The organism is Deinococcus sp. (assembly GCF_025362455.1).
Taxonomy (GTDB): domain Bacteria; phylum Deinococcota; class Deinococci; order Deinococcales; family Deinococcaceae; genus Deinococcus.
This window is the reverse complement of the sequence record NZ_JANYGJ010000102.1, coordinates 1-2,142: the sequence shown is the minus strand read 5'-3', so window position 1 is coordinate 2,142 and position 2,142 is coordinate 1. Positions and strand designations below refer to the sequence as shown.

At 60.3% G+C, this 2,142-nt stretch carries 2 protein-coding genes; both read right to left on the bottom strand.

What is annotated here, in order from left to right; all coding sequences use genetic code 11:
• Nucleotides 1-1,662, bottom strand: a 1,662-nt coding sequence (locus Q0R23_RS07820) for a thiamine pyrophosphate-binding protein (RefSeq protein WP_293911905.1), incomplete at its 3' end; no start/stop codon positions are given.
• Nucleotides 1,659-2,142: NAD-dependent epimerase/dehydratase family protein (locus tag Q0R23_RS07815; protein ID WP_293911904.1), on the bottom strand; the 484-nt coding region annotated here is incomplete at its 5' end. The genes Q0R23_RS07815 and Q0R23_RS07820, both read right to left, overlap by 4 nt.

The following is a 2,142-nucleotide window of genomic DNA, read 5'->3' as shown; positions in this document are numbered from 1 at the left end:
CAGGCCGAAGGCCAGCTTTGGGTAGGCATTGGCATAGGTGTCGATCATCACTTGCAGCAAAGCAGGTTTTGCCGGATCAGCCCAGAGTTGACGCAGAGCTTCGTCCAGTCCCTCTTCGCGGTCCACCGTCCCGGAAGTGATCCCATATCCCGCGGCAACTGCGGCAAAGTCGGGAGCACTGTAGCCCCACAAAGTTGACTGATAACGCTCGTGAAAATAGGATTGCTGGAACTGACGAACCATGCCGTGGCACTGGTTGTTGACGATTACCATCTTGAGCGGCAGGCTGCCCCGGGCGACGGTCTGAAGCTCCTGAATGTTTGTCTGGAAGCCGCCGTCTCCGGCGATCAGTACCACCGGGCGGCTGTCAACCGCCGCCACGCCTATGGCGGCGGGCAGGGCAAATCCCATCGACCCCATGCCGCCTGAGAGCAGGAAGCGCTGGTCCGGGCCGACTTCGACCGACTGAGAGGCCCACATTTGGTGCTGGCCGACGTCAATCACATAGGCCGATGCCCCCTGGGAATACTGAGACAGGGCGTGCATAAGTTTATTGGGGTTGATGCCCTCGATATCCGGCAGCTCGCTCGTATCCGGCCATTCAGCACGAAGGGCTGCGATGCTGCGAAGCCATTCCCTCCGGTCCGGCCAGCGTACATCTTTCGCGGCGGGGAGTGCCGCCTCGAAAAACGCGGGGAGGTCGGCAACAATCGCCTCGCAGCCCGTGACCCGGTTATTGATCTCGCCGGGTTCGACATCCACGTGGAAAACGACGCGGTCGCCTTTGAAGGCTTCGGTCTCAGAGCCGGTCTGGCGAACGTCCAGGCGGCTGCCCAGCACGAGCAGGAAATCGCTTTGGCCGACGGCATGATTTGCCCAGCGGTTGCCGTAGGAGCCAATGAGGCCGATACGCAATGGGTCGCTGTAGGGAAGCACGTCCACACCCATCAACGAATGGACCACCGGAACGCCAGCGATGTGTACAAACTCTCGAAAGGCTTCCGCCGCACGGGCGGAGCGGATTCCGCCTCCCGCTAAAATCAGAGGCTTCTTCGCGGCTGCCATCTGGGCGAACATGTCTTGAAGCCGTTCAGCCGGGATAGGCTGGCTTATTGGTGAGTCCGGGAAAGAGGTGGGGGGCGTGATGTCGACGCGCTGAACATCCATCGGAATATCCAGCAGCACGGGGCCGGGCCGGCCATTGACGGCCAATTCGAACGCGTCATGCAGCATCTGCGGCAGCAGGTGCGGGTCATTGACCTGCCAGGCGGCTTTCGTGATGGGGGCGGCCATTGCCACAATGTCCGTCTCCTGGAACCCGAGCTGACGGATCGCCCGGTCGCCTTTCTGCTCATGGCGATTGACCTGGCCAGTAATAAAGACGGCGGGGGTTGAATCGAAATGGCAGCTCCCTATCCCTGTCAGCAGATTGGTCGCTCCCGGCCCACTGGTCGCCATCGCGACACCGGGAAGGCCGATCATACGCCCGGCGGCTTCGGCGGCGAAGGCGGCGGTCTGCTCGTGATGTACGCTGACGATTCTTATGCCGCCGACCGAGTAGATCGAGTCCAGCATGTGTGTGATCATGCCGCCCGCCATCTCGAAGACGCAGGGGACGCCGCGCTCTTTCAGAAAGTGTGCGATATAATCCGAGGCTTTCATCGTTCTTGCTCCAAACTTGCCTGTTCCAAACTTGCCGCCTGTGCCCGGTGCCACGCGATTGTGCGGCTGAGGCCCTCGGCCAGACTCACCTGGGGCCGCCATCCAGTCGCATCGGTGAGTTTCGTAATATCGGCCTGCAGATGCATTACTTGATCGGGCCGGTAGGGGATCTCGCCAAATCCAAGCGGCAGTGCCGGATCTATTTTATCTCGTATCAGTTCAGCGACCGAGCGCACACTGAATGCTTCACCGGAACCTAAGTTGAATATGCCTGCCGCTCTTGTGTCGGTTCCCAGCCGGGCAATCGCCTCGACCGCATCATCAACGTAGAGATAGTCCCAGAGCTGCTCTCCAGGTGTGAGTGCGGGGCATTTGCCTTCCAAAAGTTGCGAAACCACCGAGGGAAGTAGATGGCGTGGATCATCCATCGGCCCATAAGTTGCCAGCAGACGAATCCAGACAAAGCGCATACCCGCCATT